We start from the raw sequence: 5,939 nt of genomic DNA on the forward strand, positions 1-5,939 counted from the left end.
TCACCCGCGACGTCGTCCGTCTTCTTGGCGACTTCCTTGACCAGCTCGGCGCCGATCTTCTCCCACGGGTCTTCGAGTTCGATCTCCTTGGCGATAGACACGCCATCGTTGGTGATCGTGGGCGCGCCCCACTTCTTCTCCAGCACGACGTTGCGGCCCTTGGGGCCCAAGGTCACCTTGACGGCATCGGCCAGCTTGTTCATGCCGCGCTCGAGACCGCGCCGGGCGTCCTCGTCGAACGCAATCATTTTCGAAGCCATTACTGCTCCTGCTCTTGACGGGGGCTGCCGGGACGGCGCCCGCGACGGACGGTCCACCGGCAGGTCAGCGACCTGTCGACGGACCTCGCCGCCCCGGCACACGCCTTGCGGTTGGCACTCTCCAGGCGTGAGTGCCAGGCGTCTCATCGCACTGTACCCACAACTTGCGCGGCACGCACATAGTGCATGGCGCGCAACATCGGATAGAGTCGGCCCATGAACAACGACGCCATGGACCTCCGGGCGCGCAACAAGCAGGCCACCCGGGAGGCGATCAGCCACGCCGCGCTGCGCCTGGCCATCGAGCAGGGTCCCCACGGGCTGGCTCTGGTGCGCGTCCATGACATCGCCTCGGCCGCGGGGGTCTCGTCCCGTACCTACAACAACTACTTCTCCAGCAGGGCGGAGGCGATCTGCGCCTTCCAGGCCGACCAGGCCCGCCGCGTGGGGCAGGCGCTGCGCTCCCGGCCCGCCGACGAGCCGCTCGGCCAGGCCGTCATCGCGGCCGTGATCGAGATCTTCACCAACCCCGAGCCCGACAAGGCCGGCCTGCGCATGATCATGTCGACGCCCGAGCTGGAGGGCGAGGCGCTGAAGGCGTTCACCATGGCGGAGGGCCCACTCGCCGAGGCGATCGCGGCGCGCACTGGTCCCGACACCGGTCCCGATACCGGCACCGGTAGCCACCCCGGCACCCACGCCAGCGCCCACTCCGGTCGCGACCTGTTCGCCGCCGTCACGGCCGCTGCGGTTGCGGGCGCCATCCGCGTGGCGGGGCGGCACTGGCTCGGGCCTGGCGACACCGACTCCTTCGGCACCACCCTGAGCCGCGCCCTGTCGTGCGTCTTTCCCGCCGCGCCGCCCGAAGGCCCGCGGGAGCGGTGACCGGCACGCGCGCTCGCCGACGGGTATGCCGGCTGTACGAGATTCACTTACGTGGGAGGTAATCGACGGGCCGCATCGGGTCCGAAAGAGTAGCGGTATGACTTCTGACGCCCATGGCACCCGTGACATCGTGCAAGCACTGCTGGGCCGAATCGCCGAGGGCGACCACGACCGTATCGCCGAGTTGTTCGCCGAGCCCATCGACTGGAAGCTCAACTGGCCCGCTGAGGGGCATCCGTCCGTACCGTGGATCCGGCCGCGGTCGAGCCGGGCCGATGTGGCGGACCATTTCCGGTCGCTGGCCGCTCATCACGTGCCCGAGCTGAACGGCACGTCGGTGGCGCGGATCCTGGTCGATGGGGCGGACGCCGTCGTCCTCGGGGAGATCGTGCAGACGGTGAAGGCCAACGGCGCCGCCTATAGCTCACCGTTCGCGCTGCATCTCACCGTCGAGGACGGACTCATCACCCGGTACCACATTTACGAGGACAGTCTCACGGTCGCGCGGGCCCTCACCGCTTGTTCCCCGTAACCCGGATCTGCCGGCCATGCGCCAGCACCGGGTCGACAGCATCGCCCTGCCCGACGACCTGTTCTCCGCCAGAGACGAATGGGCGGTGACCAAGCGCCGGGTTCTCGCTTGGAATGTGGCATGACCGGATGGCCGCAGCGCGCACGCCATCTGCGGCATGAGAGGGCGCCTCGCTCATTCGCGATTGGTGTCGGTGGCTAGGAGGAAAAGGACCTCCAGTGCCCCTCGGAGACGACCTCGACGGTGCCGTCGGTCACCTTGATGGCCGTGTGGTCGTCGATGGCGTACGCCGGACCCGCGATGTCGGTGGCCCATCTCTCGGCCTCGGCCATGCTGTTTCCCGGCATGAGCTCGTGTCCCAGGTGCGGGAAGATCGAGAAGTCGACGACCCCCAGGGTGCGGTCGCTTCCGGTGGGCGGCGTCCATTCGACGAAGTAGTCACCGATCCGGGGGGTCATCACCATGCTTCCGGCGCTCACCCCCACCCAGACCGTCTCAGGCAGCGACGGCAGGAGATCCGTCAGCCCGGACTGCCGCATCCAGTGGCACAGGTACGTCGCATCGCCGCCGTCCACCAGCAGGACGTCAGCCTCCCGGACCCAGGGGACCCAGCGGTCCTTGCCGATGCTGGGCAGTGCGGTGAGCTCGAGGACGCCCATCGACTTCCAGCCCAGGTCGCACATGGGTCCCGGGGTCTGTCCGGCGATGAAGCGCCAGGCTGAGGCCGGCGTGCACATGGGGTGGCCATACTCCGCCGTAGGGATGCAGAGGGCACTGGAGTCGGCGATCGGCTTGCCCAGCAGGTCGACCAGCGCATCGCGGATGCTCGTGTTCGTGACGCCTCCGGACGTGAGAAGAAGCTTCAAGATGTCTCCTGCTTCGAGTGCGATGGAGCGGTGTGACGTGTTGACCTGGGACCACCGCGAGACTCATCGCTGCTGGAGGCGGAACTTACCTGCAACAGGGCGCTCGCTCGGTAGATCAGGATCGAGCGCACGCAGCACCGCAGACACCCGCGGCATGAGGGACGCAAGGAGCAGGTCTGTCGCCGTCATGTCAACCCTGCCGGCCCGGTGAGCGCGGGTCCGGCAACCCGGCGTCGCGGCGGACTCGCACCGAACGCCAGACCCCGCCCCCGGCCCACACCGTCGACGACGCTCCACCGAGAGTGGAGTCGAAACTCGCGGACGTCGACCTTCCCTCTCAGCGACTGGTGTCGAATCTGGCGAGCAGCTGGCGCCGCGTCAGACGAACAAAGCCACGTGATCGAGAAACAGGACAAAACTCCACTACGCCGGAGCCCTGGTCCTGGCCCGGCAGGAGAACCGCTCCTGGTCGGAAGCCGCGCACCACGCCGAGCAGATAATCGCCGAAGCGATTGACCATTTCCTGCAAGCCGAAAAAGCGCTTCATCGATGCGCCCGAATACCGGAACCTGCAGCCGGCCGACAAGAAGAACAGAGACCATTTCCGTCAAGTGATGAAGTGGTCGAAGTCAGGGCCTTGTGCTTCAAGTGGGATCGGTCCGGCTGTGTCGCAGGCGCTCGCACGCATCGGATGCGAGGATCCCGCAGCTGATGTGGGCCCAAGGGCCGCCCGCGGCCTGCGCGGTCTCGGCGAACGCGGGTTCTCCCTGCTCAAAGGCCGCTGGCGGATCCTCCAGCACATCACCGCCGGCCCCAGCGCGATCGGCGACATCGCTCGCGCCGTCCTTTGTCCGCACCGCGGTCGGTGCCGACTCGATTATCACGGCCGGGACGCGCGTCTTTGTCAATAGGGGAAAATTGCGGTCGCAACTTCGATCCGAACTTGTTAACTTGCGCAATCAACACCAGTAAAGTAAACCCGTTGACCGGTTCGCGTGATCCCGACTATCAGCGGTCTATTGACGGCCGGATGTGATGGAGAGCCGATATGGGTAACCTGTTCCGGACCTTACGTAGCCGCCTGGATGCCAATGCCCAGCGTGCGGTTGAGGTGTATACCCGCGAGCTCGCGGATTACCGCAGCCTGGCCGCTGAGGCTCGGGGGTCCGCCGCGATGCTGGACTTCGCGGTGATTCTGCGGCGCCGCACCATCGAGCTGGCCGCGGAGGAGCAGTCGTACACCGAGCAGGACCAGGCGTACATGGCCTCGGTCGGCGCGGCGCGGGGCGAGGTGGGCGTCTCGCTGGCATCTCAGCGGCAGGTTCTGCTCCTGCACGCCAATCTCACGCTGCGCGAGATCCACGAGGCGGCGGGCCCCAACGACCTTGGCGACGTCATGCGCATCCTCGGGTGGATCGCCCACCATGGCCTTACCGCGCAGAACGCCTACACACGCGGATACCTCAATGGCCAGGAGCGTTTCCTGCCCGTCGTGGCCAGGATCCAGATACTCGCCAGGATGCTTCTCTCCGACGACCTCGCGGCGCCACAGCTGGCCGGCGAACCCGACCTGCCGATGCAGGACCACTACCTGGTGACGATCGCCCGGATCTCCGGCGGCCGGCACGACAACCTGCGGCACGACAACCTGCGGCGCGACGAGATCGCCAAGACGCTGCTGAACCGCCACCGCATCCCGCTGACCTGGCACAAGCCGGATGAGTTCGCGGCGCTGGTGCCGTGCGGCGACGACGACCCGATCGACGGGCAGGCGGCGGCGCGGTCCCAGGCGCTGTCCCTGATCCGTGACTTCGCCGAGCTGTCCGGACCCTGTTCGGTCGGCGTGGCCCCGGGCCGGGCGCATGCGCTGGCGGACCCGCTCTCGCTGGCCCGCAAGGTCTGCCAGGCGGCACCCGTGGAGAGCGTCCCCCGCCAGGTGTACAGCGTGGCCGACGTGTTCGCGGAGTTGGGGGCAGCCCAGATGCCGCAGGTCGACCAGTGGCTGCGCGAGCTGACCCGGCGGCTGGCGAGCGGTCCCGACCTGGTGGCCACGCTCGACGCCTACTACCGCAACGACATGAACCGGATGTCCACCGCGATAGCACTACGCGTGCATCCCCGCACCCTCGACTACCGGCTCAGACGGGTTCGCGAGCTGGTCGGAATCGAGCCCGGCTCAACCCGCGGCGTACGAGTGCTGAGCACCGCCGTCACCCGCATCCTCGCGGAGGCCTGGCGCGACCAGCCCTGACCTCCTTTCGCACGCGGACGACTGCGTCAACTTCCCCTCCAGCGATACCGCGGAGGCCCTCTGATGGCCGCGATCCCACCCACACCGCCCGGCCTGGACGCGGCGCCCGGCTGGACCCGCTGTCGGCGCGCGGGCCCGTTCACGGTGTCAATCGGCCGGAGAACCGCTGCTCGTCGATGCCGGGACCCGCATCTCGGCGGCGAGGGTCTCCTGGGCGAGACGCAGGGTTGTCTGATTGGCCCGCTTGGCTCCCTGGAGGGCGGTGGCGTTCTGGGCGATCATCGTCCGCTGGTAGGCGCTTTCGACGAAGAGCCAGATGCCCACCAGATTGGTCTGTTTCTTGCAGGCGAGGTCGGTCCGGGCGGTCGCGAGCTCCTTCTTGGACGTTCCGTCGCGGAAGGCCGGGTCGGCTATGGGGTCGAAGGGGGTGGCGTAGGAGTGGCCGGCGGCGCGCATGCAGGCCGACCACTCCTTGACGGCGGCTTGGACGCGGTGATCGGTGCGGGAGCGCTGGAAGCTGAGCATGGACAGGTGCTGGGGAAGCGAAGGGTCGGCGCCCGCGGGAGCCATGGCGAGGGCCTTGCGCGTCTGCTCCTGGCAGCCGCCCGGCGGGGCCTTGTCACCGGTGCCGGTGATGACGGCGATGGTGGCGGGGTCCAGGTCGGGGGTCTCGGGCGGGTGCCGGGCCGGGTCGCGGGGGCCGAGGCCGTAGCCGTAGGAGGCTGCGTCGGCTGCGTCGGTGAGGCCGTAGCGGCGTTCCATCCACGTTCGGGGGCCGACCAGGTGGCGGGGGGAGGAGGTGATGGGAAGGGTGTGGCCGTGGCGTCGCGCGCAGCGGATGAGGAGGACGCGGTAGGCGTTGGTCACCATGAGGGTCTGGGTGGGGGAATGCTGATAGTCGTCCAGAGGGAGGCGAAGGGCTGCGCCGTCCGGGGTGATGGTGTCGCTCGGGAGGGCCTGGGCGCACGATGCGGTAAGGGCCGAAGCGGCTGTCAGCAGGGCGGCGAGGTGGGGACGCATGGTATCTCCCAGAAGGGCGGCGGCCGCGGGCACATCTACCCCGAACTCAAGCGCCTGGCGGAGGAGGGCCTCATCGCCATCGTCGAGGAAGGGGCCCGCGGCAGCCGTACCTATGCGATCACCGA

The 5,939-nt window shown here is 68.3% G+C and carries 7 protein-coding genes; 3 read left to right on the forward strand and 4 right to left on the reverse strand.

The window, feature by feature from the left end:
* Nucleotides 1-260, reverse strand: a 260-nt coding sequence (locus tag AB0F17_RS66165; RefSeq protein WP_358047761.1) for a TCP-1/cpn60 chaperonin family protein, incomplete at its 3' end; no start/stop codon positions are given.
* Between the two features lie 216 nt (nucleotides 261-476).
* Between AB0F17_RS66165 and AB0F17_RS66170 the strand changes: the two genes are divergently transcribed.
* On the forward strand, nucleotides 477-1,145 hold the full coding sequence (locus tag AB0F17_RS66170) for a TetR/AcrR family transcriptional regulator (RefSeq protein ID WP_358047763.1): 669 nt from the start codon (nucleotides 477-479) through the stop codon (nucleotides 1,143-1,145).
* A 97-nt stretch (nucleotides 1,146-1,242) separates the two neighbouring features.
* Nucleotides 1,243-1,677: a nuclear transport factor 2 family protein gene (locus tag AB0F17_RS66175; protein ID WP_358047765.1), complete on the forward strand. Its 435-nt coding sequence runs from the start codon at nucleotides 1,243-1,245 to the stop codon at nucleotides 1,675-1,677.
* A 197-nt stretch (nucleotides 1,678-1,874) separates the two neighbouring features.
* Here AB0F17_RS66175 and AB0F17_RS66180 read toward each other — a convergent pair whose 3' ends face one another.
* Together AB0F17_RS66180 and AB0F17_RS66185 are read right to left on the reverse strand one after the other, a co-directional pair.
* On the reverse strand, nucleotides 1,875-2,543 hold the full coding sequence (locus tag AB0F17_RS66180) for a Type 1 glutamine amidotransferase-like domain-containing protein (protein ID WP_358047767.1): 669 nt from the start codon (nucleotides 2,541-2,543) through the stop codon (nucleotides 1,875-1,877).
* Nucleotides 2,544-2,880: 337 nt separating this feature from the next.
* The gene (locus AB0F17_RS66185; RefSeq protein WP_358047769.1) at nucleotides 2,881-3,090 is read right to left on the reverse strand and encodes a hypothetical protein; all 210 of its coding nucleotides are present in this window, start codon (nucleotides 3,088-3,090) and stop codon (nucleotides 2,881-2,883) included.
* A 501-nt stretch (nucleotides 3,091-3,591) separates the two neighbouring features.
* Between AB0F17_RS66185 and AB0F17_RS66190 the strand changes: the two genes are divergently transcribed.
* On the forward strand, nucleotides 3,592-4,794 hold the full coding sequence (locus AB0F17_RS66190) for a helix-turn-helix domain-containing protein (protein ID WP_358047771.1): 1,203 nt from the start codon (nucleotides 3,592-3,594) through the stop codon (nucleotides 4,792-4,794).
* A gap of 147 nt (nucleotides 4,795-4,941) precedes the next feature.
* Here the strand turns inward: AB0F17_RS66190 and AB0F17_RS66195 are convergent, their stop codons facing one another.
* Nucleotides 4,942-5,814, reverse strand: coding sequence for a hypothetical protein (locus tag AB0F17_RS66195; RefSeq protein WP_358047773.1), 873 nt, complete (start codon nucleotides 5,812-5,814; stop codon nucleotides 4,942-4,944).
* Nucleotides 5,815-5,939 lie beyond the last annotated feature (125 nt).

This window comes from Nonomuraea sp. NPDC026600 (assembly GCF_040638335.1).
Taxonomy (GTDB): Bacteria; Actinomycetota; Actinomycetes; order Streptosporangiales; family Streptosporangiaceae; genus Nonomuraea.

Bases quoted from the DNA above. Each gene is read 5' to 3' on its own strand.
- AB0F17_RS66170 (WP_358047763.1), top strand. From the start codon at position 477: ATGAACAACGACGCCATGGACCTCCGGGCGCGCAACAAGCAGGCCACC.
- AB0F17_RS66175 (WP_358047765.1), top strand. From the start codon at position 1,243: ATGACTTCTGACGCCCATGGCACCCGTGACATCGTGCAAGCACTGCTG.
- AB0F17_RS66185 (WP_358047769.1), bottom strand. From the start codon at position 3,090: ATGAAGCGCTTTTTCGGCTTGCAGGAAATGGTCAATCGCTTCGGCGAT.
- AB0F17_RS66190 (WP_358047771.1), top strand. From the start codon at position 3,592: ATGGGTAACCTGTTCCGGACCTTACGTAGCCGCCTGGATGCCAATGCC.
- AB0F17_RS66195 (WP_358047773.1), bottom strand. From the start codon at position 5,814: ATGCGTCCCCACCTCGCCGCCCTGCTGACAGCCGCTTCGGCCCTTACC.